This is a genomic window from Leucobacter faecis, assembly GCF_054456695.2.
Map to the genome: position 1 here is coordinate 96,069 of NZ_JBTJER020000003.1, position 21,320 is coordinate 117,388.

The following is a 21,320-nucleotide window of genomic DNA, read 5'->3' on the forward strand; positions in this document are numbered from 1 at the left end:
CGGGGGTGGATTCTGCGACTCGCAAGCTCGCGCAGAATGACGGTGGCTGGGGTGCTCGCGCAGAATGACGGTGGCTGGGGTGCTCGCGCAGAATGACGGTGGGGGCGCAGCGGTAGGGGCGGGGTGCGGGCGCGGTTCTGGGCGCTTTTGCGGCCGAGGCGTGTGCGATGATTTTTGCGCACACGCCGAGGACGCAATGTTGCGCCCAGAACCGCGCCCGCACCCCGCCCAACTCGCAGCTTTACTCGTGGCGAATCGTCGGCGTCATGGGCACGCGCACCCCGCGCTCGGCCGCAACGTCTACTGCGCGCTGGTAGCCCGCGTCGACGTGGCGAATCACGCCCATGCCGGGATCATTCGTGAGCAGCCGCTCGAGCTTCTCGGCCGCAAGCGGTGTGCCGTCGGCCACCGACACCTGGCCCGAGTGGATCGAACGGCCAATGCCCACGCCGCCACCGTGGTGCAGCGACACCCAGGTCGCACCCGACGACGCTGCCGTCAGCGCATTGAGTAGCGGCCAGTCTGCGATCGCGTCTGAGCCGTCGGCCATCGCTTCGGTTTCACGGTATGGCGATGCGACCGATCCGGAGTCGAGGTGATCGCGACCAATCACGATCGGGGCCGAGATTTTGCCCTCGGCGACGAGTTCGTTGAAGCGCAGCGCGGCGCGCTGGCGCTCGCCGTAGCCGAGCCAGCAGATGCGGGCGGGCAGGCCCTCGAATTCGACGCGTTCTTGCGCCGCGCGAATCCAGCGGCGCAGGTGCTCGTTCTCGGGGAACAGCTCGAGGATTGCCTCGTCGGTGACGCGAATGTCTTCGGGGTCGCCCGACAGCGCAGCCCAACGGAACGGCCCGAGGCCCTCGCAGAACAGCGGGCGAATGTAGGCCGGTACGAAGCCGGGAAACTCGAAGGCGCGGTCGTAGCCACCCTTGCGTGCCTCATCGCGAATCGAGTTGCCGTAGTCGAACACCTCGGCGCCCGCGTCTTGAAACTCGACCATGGCCTTGACATGCGCGGCCATGGCCGCCTGCGCGTCGAGCGTGAACTGCTCGGGGTCTGCTGCCGCGCGTGCTGCCCACTCTTCGACCGTGTATCCGATGGGCAGGTACGAGAGCGGGTCGTGGGCACTCGTCTGGTCGGTGACGATGTCGATCGTGATCTCGCCGGCGCGGTGGCGGCGCAGAATCTCGGGGAACACCTCGGCGGCGTTGCCGACGAGCCCAACTGACCAGCCGCGCTTTTCGTCTTTCGCCTGCTGCACCTTCGCGAGCGCTTCGTCGAGATCGGTGACGACCTCGTCGAGGTAGCGCTTGCCTACGCGGCGCTGCATGCGTGACTCGTCAACGTCGACGATGAGGCACGCGCCGTCGTTGAGGGTGACGGCGAGCGGCTGCGCGCCGCCCATGCCGCCGCAGCCGCCGGTGAGGGTGAGGGTGCCGGCGAGGCTGCCACCAAAGCGTTTAGCGCCGATCGCCGCGAAGGTTTCGAACGTGCCCTGCAGAATGCCCTGGGTGCCAATGTAAATCCACGAACCGGCGGTCATCTGGCCGTACATCATGAGGCCCTCTGCCTCGAGCTTGCGAAACTCGGGCCACGTCGCCCAGTCGCCCACGAGGTTGGAGTTTGCGATGAGCACGCGCGGTGCCCAGACGTTCGTGCGAAAGACGCCCACGGGCTTGCCCGACTGCACGAGCAGGGTCTCGTCGTCCTCAAGGTCGCGCAGGGTGTCGACGATCGCGTCGTACGCCTCCCAGCTGCGGGCCGCGCGGCCGGTGCCGCCGTAGACGACGAGGTCGTCGGGGCGCTCAGCGACCTCGGGGTCGAGGTTGTTCATGAGCATGCGCAGCGGGGCTTCGGTCTGCCAACTCTTCGCTGAGATCTCGGTGCCGCGGGGGGCTTTGACGGGACGTGCGCCGGGGAGTGCCATGGTGTGGGCCCTTTCGAAACAGTGCGGCGGCGGTGCCGCGGTGCTTCTATCTCACCGCGTCACCGCCGCCTGTTCAATGCGCCCGGAAGCTCCTCTGTCTGGGATTCCGGATCCAGGGGGTGCGACCTATTCTGCCTGCAGATCTACCAGCTCGGTGTCGTAAGCTCCGGGCTCGGTGCCGTGGCCGATCTGGCGGTAGAGTGCGGGCTTGCGCGCCTTTAACACCAGCCCCCAGACGATGCCGACGATGCCGGCGGCAAAGATCATGCCGGGCAATATGTAGGTCGTCGCGTCGGGCTGTTCTTGATCGAGCATGAGCTGGAAGTTCGCGAGGATCATGATGAACACCCACAGCAGTGCCAGCCCTGAAATGACAGGGGCGATCACCCGCGTCCAGAGCCCCAGGCCGCGCTGGTTCTTCATGAAGAACCCGATCACCGCGGCGGCGATTGCCGCCATGAGCAGCACAAGTCCTGCCGCGCCTGTGTTGGTGAGCCAAGTGAACATGGTGAGCACGGGGTACAGGATCGCGTTTTCGCCGAGTGCGGCGGCGCCGCCAAACGCGTCACCAGCGAGTGCGAAGCCAGCGACCGCCACGAGGGCGATCACGGTCTGAGCGAGCGAGCCAGCCCACGGGGCACCGGCGGCCGATGTACGCGCGAACCCGCGGGGCAGCACGCCCTCACGGCCGAGCGAGTAGAAGTAGCGTGCGACCGCGTTGTGAAACGACTGCAGTGCCGCGAACAGGCTCGTAATGAACAGCAGGGTCATAGTGTCAGCGAACAGCATGCTCGTGTGGTCGGTCATAAACACAAACATCAGATCGGGGCCGTGGGTGCGTGACGCTTCAACGATCTCCGACGGGCCAATGCCCACAGAAAAGGCCCACGCACTGAACGCGTAGAACAGACCGATAATTGCCACGGCGGCGTACGTGGCGCGGGCGACCGTGCGCTTGGGGTCTTTCGCCTCCTCGCCATAAATGGCTGCGCCCTCAAAGCCCATAAATGCGGCCACGCCAAACACGAGAACGATGCCGAGGGCAGGGCCGAACAACTCGGACGGGTTGAGTGTTGCCGTAGAGACGCCCTCAGGCGCTACCGAGAACGAAACGACATCGAAGATGATCACCACGAGAAATTCGAGTGCGACGAGGGCACCGAGCACCTTAGCCGAAAGATCGACGCGGTTGACGCCGAGCACGCCGACTACAACGATGCACAGTAATACCCAGATCCACCAGGGGGAAGCGAAGCCCAGCTTGGCCTCCAAGAAGAGCGAAAGCTGAAAACCAAACAGGCCGTAGATGCCCACCTGCATCGCGTTGTACGACACGAGCGCAATGAGCGAGGCGCCCACCCCGAGGGGCCTCCCGAGGCCCTGCGCGATGTAAGCGTAAAACGCTCCAGCATTGGTGACGAACCGGCTCATGGCGGTGTAGCCAACCGCAAACACGGTCAAGATGACGGCGATCAAAAGAAAGCCGAGGGGCACACCGAGCGATCCGGTGACGGCAAAAGAGGTCGTGACACCGCCGGCGACCACTGTAAGTGGTGCAGAAGCAGCGATAATCATGAGGGTGATGGCCGGGGCGCCGAGAGTACGCCTACTAAGACCGGGTTGTTGTGGAGGGGCCTGCTCACTCATGGGGGAGTCCTTTCTGAGGCTTCATTGCCGTGCGCGAATGGGTCGCCGAAGTTGACCGTGCGCACTTGTTCATTTGAGCGTAAGCCGAGGAATGCCCGGGGTGCTTGGTTCTGCGCGCACGAGCGGTGATTTTGAGTGCAGTAAGCGAGCTGCCAAGGGGCCAGTGCATGAATAATCGTTGTCACGCCAAGTGTTCAGGTAAATCGGGGGTAGACTAGTATGATGACCTCTTCTGAGAATGCCACATCAGGCGAATCCGCTGTCCCTTCAGAAACCGAGGGTGAGCGCATTACATTCGCCGACCTCGGTCTCTCTGCTGAAGTTCTTCAGGCCGTTACCGACGTGGGCTACGAGACCCCGTCGGCAATTCAGGCCGCCACCATCCCTGTATTGCTTGAAGGCCGTGACGTTGTCGGCCTCGCACAGACTGGAACCGGTAAGACCGCAGCGTTCGCGCTGCCCGTCCTCTCGCGCATGACGCCCGGTGCTGGTGTGCCGCAGGCGCTTGTGCTTGCCCCGACTCGTGAGCTCGCACTGCAGGTGTGTGAAGCGTTTGAGAGCTACGCGACACACCTGCCGCAGGTCAACCTGCTGCCCGTATACGGTGGCCAGGCCTACGGCCAGCAGCTGTCGGCTCTGCGCCGCGGCGTTGATGTTGTTGTCGGCACCCCCGGCCGCATCATGGACCACCTGAAGCGTGGCTCACTCGATCTCACCCAGATCAAGTACCTCGTGCTTGACGAGGCAGACGAGATGCTCAAGATGGGCTTCGCAGAAGACGTCGAGACGATCCTCGCTGATACTCCCGACGACAAGCAGGTCGCACTGTTCTCGGCCACCATGCCGTCACAGATTCGCCGCATCTCGCAGCAGTATCTGAAGGACCCGCAAGAGATCAAGATTGCTGGCAAGACGCAGACCAGCCAGAACATCACGCAGCGCTACATCGTCGTGTCGTACACGCAAAAGCTCGATGCGCTTACCCGCGTGCTCGAGGTTGAGGACTTCGACGGTCTGATCGTGTTCACCCGCACCCGTGGTGACTCCGAGCAGGTCGCAGAGAAACTGCGCGCGCGTGGCTACTCGGCCGCCGCTATTAACGGTGATGTGCAGCAGGCTCAGCGCGAGCGCACCGTGCAGGCCCTGAAGGACGGCAAGCTCGACATTCTGGTCGCCACCGACGTCGCTGCACGCGGCCTCGACGTGGAGCGCATCAGCCACGTTGTGAACTACGACCTGCCGATCGACGTCGAGTCGTACGTGCACCGTATCGGCCGCACCGGCCGCGCGGGCCGCACGGGCGACGCGATCAGCTTCGTCACCCCGCGTGAGCGCCGTCTGCTGAAGCAGATTGAAAAGACCACGAAGCAGACCCTCACTCAGATGCCGCTGCCCGGCATTGAAGAGGTCAACGCGACGCGTCTGTCGCGCTTCGACGACGAGATCACGGCGGCCCTCGGCCGCACGGGCCGTATCGAGCGGTTCCGCGAGATCATTCAGCACTACGTGAAGCACCACGACGTTCCCGAGATTGATGTGGCTGCTGCGCTCGCAGTTGTCGCACAGGGTGCGACACCGCTGCTGCTGTCGGCTGAAGACGATCGCAAGTTTGATCGCGACCGCAAGCAGGCCGCGAACTTCTTGGACGACAGCAGGGACCGTCCTGAGCGTGAGAAGCGCGAGCGCGGCCCGCGCCGCGACGACCTCAAGAGCTACCGCATCGAGGTGGGCCGCCGCGACCGCGTGCAGCCCGGTCAGATTATTGGCGCTATCGCCAACGAGGGTGGCCTCACCCGCGACGACTTCGGCCGCATTCAGGTGCGCGACGACTTCTCGCTTGTTGAGCTGCCCGCGGATCTCTCAGCAGAGACTCGTGCAAAGCTCCAGGACACGCGCATCAGCGGCAAGGCCATTGAGCTGAAGGAAGACCGTGGCGGCGGGGGGTCGCGCGGCGGCTATGACCGCGGCGGCGATCGTGGCGGCTCGCGCAGCGGCGGCTACGGCAACGACCGCGGTGGCCGTGGCGGCGACAGGGGCGGTTACAACAACGATCGCGGTTCGCGTGGTGGTTACGGTAACGACCGTGGCGATCGCGGTGGGTACAGCAACGACCGTGGCGACCGTGGCGACCGGGGCGGTTACAACAACGATCGTGGTTCGCGTGGTGGTTACGGTAACGATCGTAACGACCGTGGCGATCGTGGTGGCTACAACAACGATCGTGGCTCACGTGGCGGTTACGGCAATGATCGTGGCGACCGCGGCGGTTACGGCAACGACCGTAACGATCGCGGCGGCCGTGACTTTGGTGGCGACCGCGCAGACGGCAAGCGCAAGCCGCGCTGGTAACCCTACGGGGTACCAGCGCGCGTAGCGCGATACTCAGATGACGATGCGGTGGTGCGCCCTCGGCCAAAGTGTCGACGGGCGCATCACTGCGTTAGGGCTCGACGCGGCGGCGAGCGAAATATCGCGCACAGAGTTCGCGCCCGCAGACCTCGACGAGTTTGTGCGCACCACCGAGGCCAGGCACAGTCCGCGCTGGGTCTGGAATGACACTGCCCGCTGGCTGCCGGGCCTCTTACGGCGCGGGCTGCGCGTCGCGCGCTGCCACGACCTCCGGCTCGCGCACGCCATTCTCGTGCGCTCCGAGCTCGTGCCCGACGCCCGCGCACTGCGCGCTGCAGCGGCGTGGGACGTGGGGCCCGAGGACCCCGATCCGGAGCCGAAACAAGCGACACTTTTTGAGCTCGAAACGCCCCGAATAACGGCGGTGCCGCAGGGTATTTCTGAGACGGTGGCCGAGTTCGAACGGCAGCGGGCCGCCCTCGCCGCGTCGCCCGGGCAGCTGGCGCTGCTCGTGGCGGCCGAGTCGGCGGGCGCGCTCGTCGCGGCCGAGCTGCGTGCGGCCGGGGTGCCGTGGGACGTAACCGAGCATGAACGTATTTTGCAAGAGGCCCTGGGGCCGCGCGTGCCCGCGGGGGCGCGGCCCGAGAAGATGGCGGTACTCGCGGCGCGGATCGGACGCCTGCTGGGCGACCCGGGCGTCAACATCGATTCGCCGCCGAAGCTGCTGCAAGCGCTGCGCGATGCAGGCCTCGACGTGCACTCGACGTCGCAGTGGGAGATCGCAGACGTAGAGCACGCGGCGATCGAGCCGCTGCTGCGGTACAAAAAGCTGTCGCGGCTCTACACCGCGAACGGCTGGAACTGGATCGACGAGTGGGTGCGTGACGGGCGTTACCGGCCGGTGTATATTCCAGGCGGTGTCGTGACCGGCCGCTGGGCGTCGAACGGCGGCGGCGCGTTACAGCTGCCGCGGCTACTGCGGCCCGTGCTGCGTGCAGACCCCGGTTGGGTCTTGGTGTCGGCTGATGTGGCGCAGCTCGAGCCGCGGGTGCTCGCGGCGATGGCGGGCGACCGCGCGATGGCGCGAGCGGGCGCTGGCACCGACCTGTACGCAGGCATCGTCACGAGCGGTGCGGTCGCCACCCGGCAGGAGGCCAAGATCGCTGTGCTCGGCGCGATGTACGGTGCCACCACGGGTGATAGCGGTCGGCTCGTGCCTCGCCTGCGCAAGAGCTTTCCGGCCGCAATGCGGCTCGTCGACGCTGCGGCTGAGACGGGGGAGCGCGGCGGGGTCGTGTCGACGTGGCTCGGGCGCTCATCGCCCCGGCCGGATCCCGCGTGGTTCGAACTACAGGCGCGCGCGAACGCCCCTGCCGCGACGGCCGCGGACGAGCGCAATGCCCGTAGGGTCGCCCGAGACTTCGGGCGCTTTACGCGTAATTTCGTGGTGCAGGGCACCGCGGCCGAGTGGGCGCTCGCGTGGATCGCCGACCTGCGGCTGCGGCTGGGCGAGCTGCCCGCTCTCGATGAGCAGCCCGCGGCGGTGGGCGCGGTGGGCGCGGCGGGTGCGGCCTCCGCGGCCTCCGCGGCCTCCGTGGCGCGGGCCTCGGGGCCCGCATTCGCGCACAGGCCGCACCTGGTGTTCTTCTTGCACGACGAGATCATTGTGCACACCCCTATCGCGCTCGCAGACCGAGTCGTCGCGGCGGTCACGGCCGCAGCAGGCTCGGCGGGGAAACTGCTGTTTGGTGATTCGCCGGTCGATTTTCCGCTCGACGTGCGGGTGGCCGAGCGCGCCGCAAAAGACTAGCCGCAAGGGACGTCGTAACCTCCCGGCAACAAGCGTCGCGCTAAGCTGAGGGTTGCCGAAAAGCATTTCGAAGAAGAAGCGCAGCGTCGCCACCCCTTCTTCGCTGTTGAGCCATGAGTGCTTCGTACGCGCCACCGCGCGGCAGATCACTCAGGTGTGCCCAGACTTCTCAGAGTCAAGCCCCGCAACAGGAGACCCACGTGAATCTCACGCTTAACCGCACCCTCGGTGTGCCCGGCATCGTTTTTATGGTGATCGCGGCGGCCGCGCCCATCACCGTTGTCGCTGCCAACTTTCCCATCATCATTGGTATTTCGGGCTCGGTGGGGGTGCCCACGATGGTGCTCGCCGCCACCGCTATTCTGCTGTTGTTCGCAGTGGGTTATACGTGGATGTCACCGCGGGTACCCGACGCCGGCGCGTTTTACTCGTATGTGCATCGCGGGCTGGGCAGGCGTCTGGGGCTGGGCACCGCCGCCATCGCGCTGTTCAGTTATGTGCTGCTTACGGTCTCGATGACCTGCTACCTCGGCGTGCAAACCGGCAACCTGATCAATCTGTGGCTCGGTGTCACCCCACCCTGGTGGTTGATCTCGGGCATCATGCTGCTCATTGTGGGCGTGCTGGGCTACCGCGACATTGAGCTCTCTGCGAAGGTGCTGGGCGCGGTGCTCGTGCTCGAGGTCGTGGCGGTGCTGGCGATCGATCTCGGCGTGCTGTTCAACGGCGGCAGCCTTTCGGCGGCTCCGCTCAACCCAGCCCAGGCGCTTGTCGGGGCCCCGGGGCTCGGGCTCCTCTTCGCGTTTCTGGGGTTCTTTGGCTTCGAGGCTACGGCCGTGTTTCGCAATGAGGCCAAGGATCCGGATCGAACGGTACCGCGCGCGACGTACATCGCCGTGATCACGATCGGCGCCCTGTACTTTGTGTCGTCGTGGCTCGTGATCTCGGGGCTCGGGGCAGGCGAAGCCGTTGCGCTCTCGAACGAGGCGCCCGACAGTGTCGTGATCGACCTCGCAGGAGCCGTTGTCGCACCCATTGTGGCCGACCTGGTGCAGGTGCTCGTGGTCACCAGCATGTTTGCCTGCATGCTGTCGTTTCACAACATCGTGACCCGTTACCTCTTTACCCTCGGCCAGCGCGGTGTGCTGCCGGGAGCGCTTGCCGAGGTGCACGCAGCCCACCGGGCGCCTTCGCGTGCCTCGCTCTGGGTGAGCATTGTGACCTCGGCGGTGGTGCTCGTCTCGGCGCTGGGTCAGCTCGATCCGGTCACCCAGATCTACACCTGGTACTCGGGGGCGGGTGCCGTGGGAGTGATCTTCATGATGGCCCTCACGAGCGCCGCGGTGCTCGCCTTTGGCGGGCGACGGGGCGTGGCGGGCGGTGCGGCGCCGCGTGCGGTGCTCGTGGCGAGCGTGCTGGGCGGATTGGGGCTGTGTGCGGTGCTTGCGATCTCGGTGTGGAACCTGCCTGTGCTGGTGGGCGGGGTGCTCGAATCTCTGATCTGGGGCGGCGCGCTCGTGGTCGTGTTTGTGGCCGGTGTCATGCATCCTGAGCGCGAGGCCGAGCTCGATGCACGCCTACGAGAGGAAGCGGCAACGCTCGGCCGGTAGGCTTGACACATGGCAATAGGCGCGACGATTCACACCTTTGATGTGCAGCTGGCAGACGTGGATCGTGGGGTGTACGAGGACTTCTCACTGCGCGTGGCACGGCATCCCTCTGAAACCGACGCGTACATGGTGACGCGCCTGCTCGCGTACTGCCTCGAGTACGAAGAAGGCATCACATTTGCGGCGGGCGGGGTGTCTTCAACCGACGAGCCGGCGGTGCTCGTGCGCGATCTGACCGGCCACATCACCGCGTGGATTGAGATCGGTGCGCCCGACGCCGCGCGGCTGCACTTCGGCAGCAAACTGGCCGACAGGGTGGCGGTGTATACGCACCGCGACCCTGCGAAGCTGCTCGCGTCGTGGGCGGGTAAGACCATTCACCGCTCAGAAGAGATCACCCTTCGTTCATTTGACTCGGGCTTCATTGACCTGGTGGTGGCCGAAGTAGGCCGACGCAACACGCTTTCGGTGTCGCGCACTGAGGGACAGCTCTATCTTGAACTGGGCGGCACATCGCTTTCGAGCGAGGTGCGCGAACACCCGGGGGCCGCTTCCTAGTACCGGGTGTCCGCCGCATGCGTAGCCAGCGAGCGCTCTCAAGACTGTTACCGAGCGGAACCGAAGGCTGCGCGCACCTCATCGTGGGGCAGCGCGTAGCTGAGGTGGCCAGCTCGTCCCTCCATGTCGCGGGCCGCAACGAGCGCGTTTACCACGGCCTCCTCTGTCGCTTCGACGACGGCCTCGAAGAAGGCATCGATCGAGCCCCACGCGACGTGCGCAAGCGATTCGATCCGGATCCCATTGCCGGCCATCTTCGAGCCGAGCGCGCCCTCGTTCGCGGTTGAGAACGCGAGAAAAATGTCGCCCGAGAAATGGCTGCCGGTCGTGCCGGTGCGGGCGAGGCCGAGCGGCACGCGGCGGGCGAGCGCCTCGCACTGCGCGGGCAGCAGCGGGGCATCGGTGGCAACCACCACGATCACGCTGCCCGCACCGCCCGCCGCCTGCAGGCCCGCGCTGGCTTCGCGCTCAAACCAACCGCTCGTCTCCATGGGGTTGGGGGCGGCCGTGGTGCGGCCGAGCGGCTGGCCCGCGATGCGCAGCTCCTTGCGTGAGCCAAAGTTGGCCTGCATCAGCACGCCCACCGTCCACGCATCGTCGCCCGACCGTACGACGCGTGATGCGGTGCCGGTCCCACCCTTGAACCCGTAACAGTTCATGCCGGTGCCGCCGCCAACATTGCCCTCAGTGACGGGGCCAGAGCGTGCGTTATTGAGTGCCTGCGCGGCGTGCTCCGGTGTGACCGAGGGGGCGTTGATCGAGTTCAGATAGCCGTCCCACGTCTCACCGACGACGGGCAGCATCCAAGCGGCGGCGCTTGTCGGGTGGTGCTCGGCCATCCAGCGGTCGACGCCCGAGTGCACGGCACCCACGGCGTGCGAGTTGGTGATCGCGATGGGGGTCTGCAGCTGGCCTGACTCCTCGATCCAGCTGCGGCCCGTCAGCTCGCCGTTGCCGTTGAGTACCGCAATGCCCGCGGCGCATGGTTCGCCCGCACGCCCGCGACCGCGGGGCAGGATCGCCGTGACGCCGGTGCGCGTGACGGGGACGTCGGGCTCGTCACCGATGATCGTAACGAACCCAACCTCCAGGCCGGCAACGTCGGTGATGGCGTTGTGCGGGCCCGGTGTGCCGTCGAACGGCACACCCAGGTCGCGGGCGCGCGTACCTACGACAGGGGTGGTGTCGGCGGTGCTAGAGAGCTCATCATTGAACAATGTTTAATCCTTTCGTTGGTGCTTATGCTACTCAGGTCAACGCCTAGTTGCATAGGTTGGACTGTTGTTCAAACAAGATGCGTAATTGGCTACGGCACCCCATAAGCTGGGGGCATGAACGTGACCGCGCGACGCCGCCTCGAACGACGTGAAGACATTATTCGGGCGTTCTGGCGCGTCGCGCGGTCGCGGCCGAAGCGGGGAGTGAATGTGCGCGCGGTCGCGGCAGAAGCCGACATGAGTCCGGCAAACGTGCTGCACTATTTTGCGACGCTCGATGAACTGCAGATGACGGCGATTGCGGGCGCGATGAACGAGTTCAGTGAACAGCGGCAGCAGATTCTCGATCGCCCCGAAAGCGCAGCGGCCCGCGTCACAGCGATGATTGACGCTGGTGTGCCCGACGACATCAGCGACGAGCTGCGTCACGTATACGAGAGCGTCGCGATTCTGGCCGAGCACCCGCAATACCGCCCCGCTCACCGCGCGCTTACTGAGCGGCAGATCATGCTCTACCGCACACTCATCGAGATCGGCGCTGGCACGGGGGAGTTCGTGCTCGGCTCGCCACCAGCGATCATCGCGCGCAACCTGGTCGCGCTCGAGGACGCCTATGACCTGTATCCGCTCGTCGGCGACACGACTCCCCGTGAGGTGTGCCGTGCCTCGGTGCGCAGCTACGCGGAGCTCGCCCTGGGCATCGAACTTCCGACCGCCGCCCCCGTGTAGAAAATATGCGCGTGCAATTCCGCTTTACGCTCGTTCATAAGCGGAACTAGTCCCGCATATTTTGCGCGGGCGGCCCAGAGGGCGCGAAAAATCCCCGGAGTGCGAAGCACCCCGGGGATTGATCCGGATCACAAACAGCCAGAGGCTGCCGCGAGCCTAGAGCGTGTTGCCGAGCTTGAAGCCCTTCTCGCCCTCTTCGTCACGCGTGTATGAGAAGCCGTCGGCGCCGATCGTGACAGCCATTTCGGAGTCGTGCTCGCGAGCGATGACGGGCTGGGGGTTGCCGTCGAGGTCGAGTACGAGCGAGCCGTCCGTGTACCACGAGGGTACGACGGGGTTGCCCCACCAGTCGCGGCGCTGGTTGTCGTGCACGTCCCAGGTGACGACCGGGTTGTCGGGGTCGCCCGTGTAGTAGTCCTGGGTGTAGACCTCGACGCGGTGGCCATCGGGGTCGCGCAGGTACAGGTAGAACGCGTTCGAGACGCCGTGGCGGCCAGGTCCCCGCTCGATGCTGTCAGACTTGCGCAGCGCGCCGAGCTTGTCGCAGATCGCGAGAATGTTGTGCTTCTCGTGGGTCGCGAAGCAGACGTGGTGCATGCGGGGGCCGTCGCCGCCCGTCATGGCCGTGTCGTGCACGGTGGGCTTGCGGCGCATCCACGCGGCGTAGACCGTGCCATCGTTGTCCTGAATGTCCTCAGTGACGCGGAAGCCCAGGTTCTGCATGTAGCCGACAGCGCGGGGCACGTCGGGCGTAATCTGGTTGAAGTGGTCGAGGCGCACGAGCTCGCCGGGAATGTGCAGGTCGTAGCGCCACGACATGCGCTCGGTGTGCTCGGTCTGGTAGAAGAACTCGTACGGGAAGCCGAGCGGGTCGACAACGCGCACCGAGTCACCGATGCCCTTCACGAAGCCGTTCGGGTTGCGGCGCACTTCGCAGCCGAGCTCCTCGAAGAAGGCGACAGCCTTGTCGAGGTCCTCGGGGGTGCGCACGCGGTATGAGAACGCAGCCACCGCGGCGACCGGGCCCTTGCGCAGCACGAGGTTGTGGTGAATGAACTCCTCGGTCGAGCGGAGGTAGATTGCCTCGTCGTCCTCGGTGGTCACGTACAGGCCGAGCACGTCGACGTAGAACTCGCGCGACGCAGCGAGGTCGGTGACGATGAGCTCCATGTAGGCGCAGCGGAGGATGTCGGGTGCCTCGCTGGTAGCCGTGGGGATCGGGTTAGGAGCCTCGATAGGGGCCTCCTTTGTGACCCAGAAACCCGCAGACTGCTTGTCTTCTTCGTTGAGCTTTGACATGGTGTTCGCTTCCTTGCGTTCTAACTTGGGGGGATCGAGAAAAGTGTTAGACGGTCTTGTTAGACGGTCTTGCCTGCGGCTTCGACGCCCGCGCCGAAGCGGGGGCTGTGGGCCTCATTCAGGGTGATCTGGATCGACTGTGCGGTCGTGTAGAAATCGACCGAGCGGTAGCCACCCTCGCGGCCGAGGCCCGAAGCCTTCACGCCGCCGAACGGGGTTCGCAGGTCGCGCACGTTGTTCGAGTTGAGCCACACCATGCCCGACTCGATGCCGTGAGCGAAGTTGTGTGCGCGCTTGAGGTTGGTGGTCCACACGTAGGCCGCGAGGCCGTACTTCGTGTCGTTTGCGAGCTTCAGTGCTTCTTCGTCTGAGTCGAACGGGGTGATCGAAACGACGGGGCCGAAGATCTCTTCCTGGAAGATACGCGCGTCAGACTTCACGTCTGCGAACACGGTGGGAGCCACGTAGTTGCCCTCGGGGAAGCCCTCGGGGCGACCGCCGCCGGCGACGAGGCGACCCTCGCTCTTGCCGATCTCGACGTAGCTCATGACCTTCTCGAAGTGGCTCTCGTGCACGAGTGCGCCGACCTCGGTAGCCGGGTCGCTGGGCAGGCCGACGACAATGTTCTTGGCACGCTCTGCGTAGCGGGCGACAAAGTCGTCGTAGATCGAACGCTCGACGAGCACGCGGCTGCCCGCGGTGCAGCGCTCACCGTTCAGGCTGAAGACGCTGAATACGGTCGCGTCGAGCGCTTCTTCAATGTCGGCGTCAGCGAAGACCACCGAGGGGCTCTTGCCGCCGAGTTCGAGCGAAAGGCCCTTGAGGTAGGGGGCAGCATTCGTTGAGATCATGGCACCCGTTGAGCTGTCGCCCGTGAACGAGATGAGCGGCACATCGGGGTGCTTCACGAGCGCATCGCCAGCGACGCCGCCCGAGCCGAGGATCAGGTTGAACACGCCCTCGGGCACGCCAGCCTCACGGAAGATCTCAGGCCACAGCACGGCCGACAGCGGGGTGTAGCTCGCGGGCTTCAGCACGACGGTGTTGCCCGTCGCAATGGCGGGAGCAAGCTTCCATGACTCCTGCATGAAGGGAACGTTCCAGGGAGTGATGAGGCCCGCGACGCCCTTGGGCTTGCGGTTCACGTAGTTGATCTGGCGGCCGGGCACCTTGGTGACGTTGTCGTGCTCGGCAACGATGAGGTCGGCAAAGAAGCGGAAGTTCTCGGCTGCGCGGCGCGCCTGACCCTTGGCCTGCGTGATCGGCAGACCCGAGTCCCAGCTCTCAAGCAGCGCGAGCTGCTCGTCGCGCGACTCGACGATGTCTGCCACGCGGTGCAGAATGCGTGAGCGCTCGCGCGGCAGCATCGTGGGCCAGGGGCCCTCGTCAAACGCGCGCTTGGCAGCAGCGACCGCACGGTCTACGTCTACCTTGCCGGCGGCTGCGGCCTTGATGTAGACCTCGTTCGTGACGGGGTCGACCACGTCGAACTGGGCGCCATCAGCGGCATCGACGAACTCGCCGTCGATGAACAGCTGCAGCTTCTCGGGAAGGCCCTCGGGCTTTACGTGAGTCATGATTACTCCTTCGTTGGGTAACTTTTGTTCGGTGAAATTGATAAGTCTTGAGCGGGTAGCTGGGTGCGCAGTGACTATGCGGGGCGCAACTGCTGGTGATCGTGTGCGTCTTGGTGGGCGAGCACCGCGTTGAGCGTGGCCGTGCGGTGCTCGCGCGCCGTGAGCTCAATCTCAACCGGATCCGCACCGGCCTCGATCAGGTCGAGGAGCTTGTCGTGCTCGCGCACCGACTCGCTCGCTCGCCCCGGCACGAAACTGAACGACGAGTTGCGCAGTACGTTCATGCGGTTCCAGCCCCTGTGCACCAGCTCAAGAATGTGCGGGTTGGGGCAGGTCTCGAACAGCACACTGTGAAAATCGAGGTTCAGTGCGGTGAAAGCTTGGGGATCAAACATGGTGAGTGACTCGCGCATGGTCTGGTTGATCTCGCGCGCACGGCGAATCTGATCGGGCGTAATGTGGGGCGCGGCAAGCCCTGTCGCTGAGCCTTCAACGACCGCGAGGGTCTGCATGGTGTGCAGATACTCCGTCTCCTTGATGAGCGAGACCTGCGCGCCCACATTGCGCTCGAATGTAACAAACTGCTCGGCTTCCAAGCGCCGGATCGCCTCGCGCACCGGCACGACCGACATCTCGAGTTCTGCCGCAATGGGGGCCAGTACGAGCCGGTAGCCCGGCACGTACTGGCCGCTGTCAATGCGACCCCGGATCAGGCGGTACGCCCGCTCTGACTTGGACTCCGCAGCCATGATTTAGGCCTGGTCTGCCTGTGCCGCGAGCTCAGCGTCGTAGCGCGCACGCCACTTCGCGTTCATGGGGAAGAGACCGTCTACCGCCGCGCCCTCGGCGACGCGAGCGGCCACCCATTCGTCCTGCTTCTCTTGTGCGGCGGCCTCTGCCGCAACCTCTGCGAGCAAGAACGGTGGAATCACGATGACGCCGTCACGGTCGCCCATGATCACGTCGCCGGGCTGCACCGCAGCGCCGCCGCAGGCGATCGTGACGTCGGTCTCCCACGGCACGTGCTTGCGGCCGAGCACACTCGGGTGCGCGCCCTGCGAAAAGACGGGAATGTCGAACTCCTGCACGGCTGCGTAGTCGCGCACACCTCCGTCGGTAACGACACCCGCCGCGCCGCGCACCTGGGCGCGCAGTGCCAGCACGTCACCGACGGTGCCGGTGCCGCGTTCGCCGCGAGCCTCGACCACGAGTACCTCGCCCGGGTTGACCGTGTCGAACGCGCGCTTTTGGGCGTTGAACCCGGGAGCGTGTGACTTGAACAGATCGGGGCGGAACGGGATCATGCGCAGGGTCTTGGCCGTGCCAAGGATGCGGTCACCCTCGTGGTTCGGGTGCACACCGTCGATGAAGATATCGACGTATCCGCGCTTGCGCAGCGATGCCGAGACAGTTGCGACGGCGACGTTCGCGAGCAGTGCGCGAACCTCATCGTTCAGGGGATGGGGGGCAGCATCGAGCGGGGTTGCGCGGCCGGCCTCGACGGCTGCCGCGTGCTCGTCTTCGCTGCCCCAGGCTTCGATGCGCTGCAGGTCGGTGGCCTTGGGGGTGTTACCAAAGGCGCCGAACTCGTTGGTGCCCTGCGTGACGGTGGTTACCAGGCGGCCTGTGGTGGGTGCACCCGCCGCGTTCGGGGCGTCAACCTCAATCTCGACGACGTCGCCGGGGTTGACGACAGACGAGCCTGCAGGGGTGCCGGTGAGGATCACGTCACCCTTCTCGAGCGTGAAGTGCTGAGACAGGTCTGCGACGAGCTGGCCGAAGCTGAACTTGAGCGTCTCGGTCGTGTCCTCCTGTGCCAGCGCACCGTTGACCCAGGTGCGCACGCGCCACTCGCCCTCACCAATTCCCTCTGTTGAGATGGCCTTGGGGCCGATGGGGGTGAAGCCGTCGCCGCCCTTGTTGCGTACGTTCGAACCCTTGTCGGCTGCGCGCAGATCGTAGATGCCAAAGTCGTTGGCGGCGGTGACGCTTGCTACGTGCTTCCAGCCGTCTTCGGGGGAAACCCAGCGGGCGGGTTCACCGATGACGAGTGCGATCTCGCCCTCGAAAGCGAGCAGCTCGGTGCCGGCGGGGCGCTCGATGCTGCCACCGGTGGCAGCGAGCGAAGATGCTGGCTTGAAGAAGTAGGAGGGAAACTCGGGGGCCCGGCCGCGCTGTTGCATGCGCGAGGGGTAATTGAGATGGACGGCAATGATTTTGCCCGGAGTGTCGATTCCGTAAGTCATAGCTACCTCACTTCGTTGTTGTATTTCAAATGATATACGATCTGGTGGCGTTTGTCACGCGCAGTTTTCGGGGCGCCGCGCGGGCGCGGTCCGTTTCAATCTCGTCACTCTGCGTGAGCTCACCCCATGTCACCCTGCGCGAGCTCACCCCATGTCACACTGCGCGAGCTCGCCCCATGTCACCCTGCGCGACCTCACCCATGTCACCCTGCGCGAGCTCACCCATGTCACCCTGCGCGAGCTTGCGAGTCGCAGGGTCCAGTCGTGTGGATACTGCGACTCGCTTCGCTCCCGCAGCATGACAGGGGAGGAGGCTCGCGCAGCATGACGGGGGAGGTCGCTCGCGCAGCATGACGGGGGAGGTCGCTCGCGCAGCATGACAAGGAGAGGCTGCGCGAGCTGGTTCCTATCTGTCACCCTGCGCGAGCTCACCCCATGTCACCCTGCGCGAGCTTGCGAGTCGCAGGGTCCAAACATCCTGGTGCTTCCCTCGCGTCTCCGAAATACTGTCGCTATGACCGCGTACGTATACATCCTCGCCAGTAAACGGAATGGGACTTTGTATGTGGGTGTGACCTCTGATCTCATGCGCCGTCTCAACGAGCACCGAAGCGGACAGGTGCCTGGCTTCACCGAAAAGTACGGCGTCACGCGCCTCGTTTGGTACAACGAAGGCCCGAGCGTTCTTGATGCGATTGTCGTGGAGAAGAAGATCAAGAACCGCGGCCGGCAATGGAAGGTCAACTTGATTGAGCGTGAGAACCCCGACTGGAATGATCTTGCTGCCGATTGGGAATAGGGGCGTGGATACTGCGACTCGCTTCGCTCGCGCAGCATGACGGGGGAAGGTCGCTCGCGCAGCATGACGGGGGAGGTCGCTCGCGCAGCATGACGGGGGAGATCGCTCCCGCAGCATGACAGGGGAGGAGGCTCGCGCGCGGCTAGTAGCTTGCGCGGGGGGCGGCTGATCCGGAGCCAGAGGCCGTGAAGCGGTCGACCAGAGCCTCGGTTTGGCGCGCGAGGATCGCGACATCGGCGCCGATGGCGACGAACGACGCGCCGGCGGCGATGTAGCGCTCGGCGTCGGCCGGCACGAAGGCGTTGACGCCCACGGGCTTGCCTGCCGCGCGGCCCGCCTCGATCGCGCGCAGCACGCTCGCGACCACGTCGGGGTGGTTCTGCTGGCCGAGCAGCCCCATCGAAGCCGCGAGGTCAGAAGGGCCGACGAAGATCGCGTCGACACCGTCGGTGGCGACGATTTCTTCGACATTGCGTACAGCTTCGGCCGACTCGATCTGCACGGTCAGGCTGATCGTGTCGCGGGCGCGACCGAGGTAGCCCTCGACGCGGTTCCAGCGGGCCGAGCGGGCGAGCGCCGAACCCACGCCGCGCACTCCGCCACCCTGGCCGTCGGGGTAGCTGACCGCGCGCACGATCTCGCGCGCCTGCGCCGCCGTGTCGACCATGGGAATGAGCAGGTTCTGTGCGCCGAGATCAAGAAACTGCTTGATCGTGACGGTGTCGCCGAACGGCGGGCGCACGACCGGCGCGACCGGGTACGCGGACATCGCGTGCAGCTGAGCGAGCACCGACTCGAGCCCGTTGGGGGAGTGCTCTGCGTCAAGCAGCACCCAATCGCAGCCGCTGCCGGCCACGATCTCGGCGGTGACGGCGCTGCCGGCACAGGCCCACAGCCCGATGAGCGGGCGATCGCTCTTGTCGAGACGCGCGCGCAGGGTGTCGGGGAGGGTTAGATGAACCGGCACGTGACGCTCCCGAGTTCGTTGTAGTCGGCGTGCACTGTGTCGCCGCGCTCGACCCACATGGGCTTCGTGAACGAGCCCGCGAGAATGATCTCGCCCGCATCGAGGGACTGGCCGTGCTGTGCGAGCTTGTTTGCGAGCCACGCGACACCGAGCGCCGGGTGGCCGAGCACCGCGCCCGCGACACCCGAGTCTTCGATGCCCTCGTTGCGGTAGAGCAGCGCCTTCGCCCAGGTGAGGTCGATGTCGTCAACTTTGACCGGGCGGCCACCGATCACCATGGCGCCCATGGCGGCGTTGTCACTGATCGTGTCGACGATCGTGCGGCCCTCGAGCTCGAGGTGCGAGTTGAGTACCTCAAGCGCGGGCACCACGTATGCGGTCGCGTCGAGCACATCGAACAGTGTCACGTTGGGGCCGGTGAGGGGCTTCGAGAGCACAAACGCGAGCTCAACCTCGATGCGCACGTTCGAGAAGCGATCGAATTCGAGCACCGAGCCCGACTCGTAGACCATGTCGTCGTGAATCACGCCGTAGTCGGGCTCTGAGATGCCTGTGGCCACCTGCATGACCTTGGAGGTGAGGCCGATCTTGTGGCCGACGAGGCGCGCGCCCTGGGCGATGCGACGATCTGACCATTCCTTCTGAATGGCGTAGGAGTCTTCGATCTGCATGCCGGGGTAGCGGCTGGTGAGTTTGGGCAGGATCGTGCGATCCTTGTCTGCCTGCACTAGTTCGTCGGCGATCGCTGCGATCTGGGATTGGTTGAGCACGTGTTCTCCACTTCAATGGGGGCGTGATGCGATCGTATGCGATCCGCAAGAGACTTGCCAGCCGGTCTGTTTCTAATTTGTTACACAAAATGGAGTTGTGCTTATTGTCAACGTGCGTAGAATGAAAACCGACGACACGTTGAAGTGACGTACAACCCGCGGGTGAACAACGGACAGTTCACGTTGCATGGTGGCACTGACAACAACGAGGTCTTCACCCAAAACCCATGTCCCGGAATCGAGAGAAGTAGACATGAAGAAAACACTTACGAGCGTCGCGGCCCTCGCCGCAGCAGCGCTCGCTCTGACCGCCTGCTCTGGCGGTGGCGGGGATGCAGCCAGCGGCAGCGATGAGGCCGCCGGCGGAGTCAAGCCCCTCAGCATCGGCAACTTCCTCGACGTCACGTCGTGGGATCCGTCGCTCGCTGACGTCGGGTTCGATGGCCCGTACCTCTCGGCGATCTACGATCCGCTGCTCGCGATCGACGAGAACGGCCAGCCACTGCCCGCCCTCGCCACCGAGTGGGAGGTCTCAGACGACTTCAAGACCATCACCATGGATCTTCGCAGCGACGCGAAGTTCTCTGACGGTGCTGCGTTCGATGCCGACGCCGCGGTGAAGAGCCTCGAGTACCTGCAGGCGGGTGCACGCTCGCAGGAGGCGTACCGCAACGTCGATAGCTTCGAGGCCGTCGACGAAGACACCATCGCGATCAACCTCACGCAGCGCGACGACACGATCCTGTACTACATGGGCCTCGGCCGTAGCTACATGATGTCGCCCGACGCAATCGATGCGGGCACGCTGGCAGAGACGCCGGTCGGCTCGGGCCCCTACACCCTCGGCGACGACTCGATCCCCGGCGCCGAGTACCACTTCGCTAAGGTTGCTGACCACTGGGCAAGCGACGACTTCCCATTCGACCCGCTCACGGTGAGCCCGCTGTCTGACGCGACGGCAATGCTCAACGGCATGGAGAGCAACCAGTTCAACCTCATCTACGCTGACAAGACGGCCATGGACATGGCTCCGGATCAAGGTTGGAATGTTGCAACCGGGCTCTCGATGTGGGTTGGTCTCGAGTTCAGTGACCGCATCGGTGCCACCGAAATGGGCAAGCCGCTCGGCGACCTGAAGGTGCGCCAGGCGCTCAACTACGCGTTTAACGGCCCCGAGATGGTCGAGACGATCGCTCAGGGCGTCGGCGAGGCCACCAACCAGGTGTTCCCCGTGGGCACCGCGGGCTACGTCGAGTCGCTCACCGACCTCTACCCCGCGAACATCGAGAAGGCGAAGGAGCTGCTGGCAGAAGCAGGCTACGCTGATGGCTTCGATGTCACGATGCCGATGGCACCCCCGTTCCAGCCCTACCAGGCGATCGTCGACCAGACGTTCAAGGAGCTCGGCATCGGTCTCACCTGGAAGGAGACCGACTTCATGCAGTACATGTCGGTTGCTCCCGACTACCCGATGTTCATCGGCGTGATTGCGATGGACTCGAACCCGATGGCCACCATTGAGCGTCAGATTTCTCAGCCCCAGTGGTACAACCCGAACCCGAGCCTCGACTCGTTCCCCGAGGTTGCAGCTCAGCTCGACGTCGTGAAGACCGCAGAGCCGGGTGACGCGCAGACCAAGGAGATTGAGAAGCTCAACACCCTCGTCACCGAGAACGCGTTCTTCTCGGTCTGGGCACAGTCGGTGAACACATACGTTTCGTCGAGTGACTTCACCGTCACCCCGATCACCGGCATGATGTTCCCGACGCTGCGTCAGATCGACCTCGCGGGCTAACCGCGAGCGGTCACCACTTC

16 protein-coding genes are annotated in these 21,320 nt (G+C 65.1%); 7 read left to right on the forward strand and 9 right to left on the reverse strand.

The genetic code is table 11. From position 1 onward, the window contains the following. Positions 1-241: 241 nt before the first annotated feature. Positions 242-1,927, reverse strand: coding sequence for a urocanate hydratase (gene hutU / locus ACXR2W_RS04180; protein ID WP_458815119.1), 1,686 nt, complete (start codon positions 1,925-1,927; stop codon positions 242-244). 126 nt (positions 1,928-2,053) lie between these two features. Continuing rightward, positions 2,054-3,574, reverse strand: coding sequence for an APC family permease (locus ACXR2W_RS04185; RefSeq protein ID WP_458815121.1), 1,521 nt, complete (start codon positions 3,572-3,574; stop codon positions 2,054-2,056). Positions 3,575-3,793: 219 nt separating this feature from the next. Between ACXR2W_RS04185 and ACXR2W_RS04190 the strand changes: the two genes are divergently transcribed. From ACXR2W_RS04190 to ACXR2W_RS04205, 4 genes are all read left to right on the forward strand, one after another. After that, positions 3,794-5,923 carry a DEAD/DEAH box helicase gene (locus ACXR2W_RS04190; protein ID WP_458815123.1) on the forward strand — a complete coding sequence of 710 codons (2,130 nt, stop codon included), beginning with the start codon at positions 3,794-3,796 and terminating at the stop codon, positions 5,921-5,923. 43 nt (positions 5,924-5,966) lie between these two features. Then, positions 5,967-7,733, forward strand: a complete 1,767-nt coding sequence (locus ACXR2W_RS04195; protein WP_458815157.1) for a bifunctional 3'-5' exonuclease/DNA polymerase — start codon at positions 5,967-5,969, stop codon at positions 7,731-7,733. Positions 7,734-7,933: 200 nt separating this feature from the next. Continuing rightward, on the forward strand, positions 7,934-9,343 hold the full coding sequence (locus tag ACXR2W_RS04200) for an APC family permease (protein WP_458815125.1): 1,410 nt from the start codon (positions 7,934-7,936) through the stop codon (positions 9,341-9,343). Positions 9,344-9,352: 9 nt separating this feature from the next. Further along, positions 9,353-9,901, forward strand: coding sequence for a YaeQ family protein (locus ACXR2W_RS04205; RefSeq protein ID WP_458815127.1), 549 nt, complete (start codon positions 9,353-9,355; stop codon positions 9,899-9,901). Positions 9,902-9,948: 47 nt separating this feature from the next. Here ACXR2W_RS04205 and ACXR2W_RS04210 read toward each other — a convergent pair whose 3' ends face one another. Further along, on the reverse strand, positions 9,949-11,118 hold the full coding sequence (locus ACXR2W_RS04210; RefSeq protein ID WP_458815129.1) for a DmpA family aminopeptidase: 1,170 nt from the start codon (positions 11,116-11,118) through the stop codon (positions 9,949-9,951). Between the two features lie 114 nt (positions 11,119-11,232). On the opposite strand from ACXR2W_RS04210, the gene ACXR2W_RS04215 reads away from it, so the two are divergent. Beyond that, complete coding sequence (locus ACXR2W_RS04215) at positions 11,233-11,847, forward strand: TetR/AcrR family transcriptional regulator (protein ID WP_458815131.1); 615 nt, start codon at positions 11,233-11,235, stop codon at positions 11,845-11,847. A gap of 156 nt (positions 11,848-12,003) precedes the next feature. Here ACXR2W_RS04215 and hpaD read toward each other — a convergent pair whose 3' ends face one another. The 4 genes from hpaD to ACXR2W_RS04235 all read right to left on the reverse strand — a co-directional run bounded on the left by hpaD (position 12,004) and on the right by ACXR2W_RS04235 (position 16,969). Further along, positions 12,004-13,146 (reverse strand): 3,4-dihydroxyphenylacetate 2,3-dioxygenase, encoded by a 1,143-nt coding sequence (hpaD, locus tag ACXR2W_RS04220; RefSeq protein ID WP_458815133.1) that lies wholly within the window; start codon positions 13,144-13,146, stop codon positions 12,004-12,006. A 59-nt stretch (positions 13,147-13,205) separates the two neighbouring features. Further along, positions 13,206-14,723 (reverse strand): aldehyde dehydrogenase, encoded by a 1,518-nt coding sequence (locus ACXR2W_RS04225; RefSeq protein WP_458815135.1) that lies wholly within the window; start codon positions 14,721-14,723, stop codon positions 13,206-13,208. 74 nt (positions 14,724-14,797) lie between these two features. Continuing rightward, the gene (locus tag ACXR2W_RS04230; RefSeq protein ID WP_458815137.1) at positions 14,798-15,472 is read right to left on the reverse strand and encodes a GntR family transcriptional regulator; all 675 of its coding nucleotides are present in this window, start codon (positions 15,470-15,472) and stop codon (positions 14,798-14,800) included. 3 nt (positions 15,473-15,475) lie between these two features. After that, the gene (locus tag ACXR2W_RS04235) at positions 15,476-16,969 is read right to left on the reverse strand and encodes a fumarylacetoacetate hydrolase family protein (RefSeq protein ID WP_458815139.1); all 1,494 of its coding nucleotides are present in this window, start codon (positions 16,967-16,969) and stop codon (positions 15,476-15,478) included. A gap of 514 nt (positions 16,970-17,483) precedes the next feature. Here ACXR2W_RS04235 and ACXR2W_RS04240 point away from each other — a divergent pair. Next, a complete protein-coding gene (locus ACXR2W_RS04240) occupies positions 17,484-17,768 on the forward strand; it encodes a GIY-YIG nuclease family protein (RefSeq protein WP_458815141.1) in 285 nt (94 codons plus the stop codon). 142 nt (positions 17,769-17,910) lie between these two features. Here the strand turns inward: ACXR2W_RS04240 and ACXR2W_RS04245 are convergent, their stop codons facing one another. Together ACXR2W_RS04245 and ACXR2W_RS04250 are read right to left on the reverse strand one after the other, a co-directional pair. Then, entirely contained in the window at positions 17,911-18,735 is an 825-nt protein-coding gene (locus ACXR2W_RS04245) for an HpcH/HpaI aldolase family protein (protein WP_458815143.1), read from the reverse strand. Continuing rightward, positions 18,720-19,505, reverse strand: coding sequence for a fumarylacetoacetate hydrolase family protein (locus ACXR2W_RS04250; RefSeq protein WP_458815145.1), 786 nt, complete (start codon positions 19,503-19,505; stop codon positions 18,720-18,722). Before ACXR2W_RS04250 ends, ACXR2W_RS04245 begins: the two co-directional genes overlap by 16 nt. Before the next feature lie 253 nt (positions 19,506-19,758). Here ACXR2W_RS04250 and ACXR2W_RS04255 point away from each other — a divergent pair, with 253 nt between their 5' ends. Further along, positions 19,759-21,300: an ABC transporter substrate-binding protein gene (locus ACXR2W_RS04255; protein ID WP_458815147.1), complete on the forward strand. Its 1,542-nt coding sequence runs from the start codon at positions 19,759-19,761 to the stop codon at positions 21,298-21,300. Positions 21,301-21,320 lie beyond the last annotated feature (20 nt).

Bases quoted from the DNA above. Each gene is read 5' to 3' on its own strand.
- hutU (WP_458815119.1), bottom strand. From the start codon at position 1,927: ATGGCACTCCCCGGCGCACGTCCCGTCAAAGCCCCCCGCGGCACCGAG.
- ACXR2W_RS04185 (WP_458815121.1), bottom strand. From the start codon at position 3,574: ATGAGTGAGCAGGCCCCTCCACAACAACCCGGTCTTAGTAGGCGTACT.
- ACXR2W_RS04190 (WP_458815123.1), top strand. From the start codon at position 3,794: ATGATGACCTCTTCTGAGAATGCCACATCAGGCGAATCCGCTGTCCCT.
- ACXR2W_RS04195 (WP_458815157.1), top strand. From the start codon at position 5,967: ATGCGGTGGTGCGCCCTCGGCCAAAGTGTCGACGGGCGCATCACTGCG.
- ACXR2W_RS04205 (WP_458815127.1), top strand. From the start codon at position 9,353: ATGGCAATAGGCGCGACGATTCACACCTTTGATGTGCAGCTGGCAGAC.
- ACXR2W_RS04215 (WP_458815131.1), top strand. From the start codon at position 11,233: ATGAACGTGACCGCGCGACGCCGCCTCGAACGACGTGAAGACATTATT.
- hpaD (WP_458815133.1), bottom strand. From the start codon at position 13,146: ATGTCAAAGCTCAACGAAGAAGACAAGCAGTCTGCGGGTTTCTGGGTC.
- ACXR2W_RS04225 (WP_458815135.1), bottom strand. From the start codon at position 14,723: ATGACTCACGTAAAGCCCGAGGGCCTTCCCGAGAAGCTGCAGCTGTTC.
- ACXR2W_RS04230 (WP_458815137.1), bottom strand. From the start codon at position 15,472: ATGGCTGCGGAGTCCAAGTCAGAGCGGGCGTACCGCCTGATCCGGGGT.
- ACXR2W_RS04235 (WP_458815139.1), bottom strand. From the start codon at position 16,969: ATGACTTACGGAATCGACACTCCGGGCAAAATCATTGCCGTCCATCTC.
- ACXR2W_RS04240 (WP_458815141.1), top strand. From the start codon at position 17,484: ATGACCGCGTACGTATACATCCTCGCCAGTAAACGGAATGGGACTTTG.
- ACXR2W_RS04255 (WP_458815147.1), top strand. From the start codon at position 19,759: ATGAAGAAAACACTTACGAGCGTCGCGGCCCTCGCCGCAGCAGCGCTC.